The organism is uncultured Campylobacter sp. (assembly GCF_938045775.1).
Lineage (GTDB): Bacteria > Campylobacterota > Campylobacteria > Campylobacterales > Campylobacteraceae > Campylobacter_B.
Window position 1 is genome coordinate 1 of the sequence record NZ_CALIBH010000164.1, and the last position, 1,160, is coordinate 1,160.

Genomic DNA, 1,160 nt, shown 5'->3' on the forward strand with positions numbered 1-1,160 from the left:
AAAAATTATCCTTAAGCACGAGAATTTGGGATTTTACGTTATTTAAAATTTTAAACCGAGCGCACGAACAAAACGCTAGATAGTCCAAGTTAACGGGGGAATTTTAAATAATTTTAGATCGCTTTCTAAAAAATAATCGAAATTTTATCCGAACGGAATTTGAACTTAAAATTTATAAAAAATCGCCTTAATAATATGCTTTAATACCTGTCGTCCATAACTGTAAGATGATATTTCGTGCTAAAATTTTTAAATGCTTGCAATGGCATTAAGCTAGACCTACCATCAAAACCTATAAATAGCTGTAGCTTTCGCACTAAAACTAAACGCATTGATCGCTTCAGTCTGTAGCTATAGCGTGGCTGCGCCCTCCGGCTCGCCGCTATCTATATAGAGATAATATATATTGTATAACGGGAGATAGCTGGAGATTTTAACGCCCTATAGATATTTAGAGATACGACGCTCCTGCACTCATGACATAGCGTCCTTTATTGTTCCATTCGTAGTATTTGATTTAAATTTACCGGCGTTTATGCTAAATTTCAATCTAAGGCAATTTGATGCTTGCTGTTGTGAGCGTTTTGGTATTTGAATTTTATTCTACAGCCTATGTGTAGGTCGCTCAAAAGATCCACATACACCGCCGTAAAAATACTTGCCGAGCTTTGCAGCCAATTACAAGCCGTTAATGTATAGAATCAGCTGAAATTAACACCCATTTAGGCTATCGTATATTTGATTTCTTTTATATTAGAAAAGCCCATCGTCAAAAGCGATAGGCGCTCAAACTAATGTCGTTTTACCATCTCGCGTAAGAAGTCAATACTCAAACTGCACAAGATCATAAATATGCTTTTAATCGCAAACGCTTCATTTTAAAATTTTGAAACCTAACTCGGAATAAATATAAATTTGAAATTAGTTTTGTAAATAAGCTTGGAATTTTAACTCTTAAATATGGCGAAATTCAAAGATTAATGAAATTTAAAAAATGCTAGTTTATGCTCTTTCCGCCAAATTTCAAAAGCGCGCTGCCCCACGTAAAGCCGCCGCCAAACGCATCTAAAAGCATAAGCGAGCCGTTTTTGAGTCTACCGCTCTCGTAAGCGTCGTTGATAGCCATCGGGATCGACGCCGAGCTCGTGTTGCCGTATTTG

At 36.6% G+C, this 1,160-nt stretch carries 1 protein-coding gene; it reads right to left on the reverse strand.

All coding sequences use genetic code 11. The features are described 5' to 3' along the window. Positions 1 to 997 precede the first annotated feature (997 nt). A partial coding sequence (locus Q0238_RS06185) for a 3-oxoacyl-[acyl-carrier-protein] synthase III C-terminal domain-containing protein (RefSeq protein ID WP_297944027.1) occupies positions 998 to 1,160 on the reverse strand: 163 nt, incomplete at its 5' end.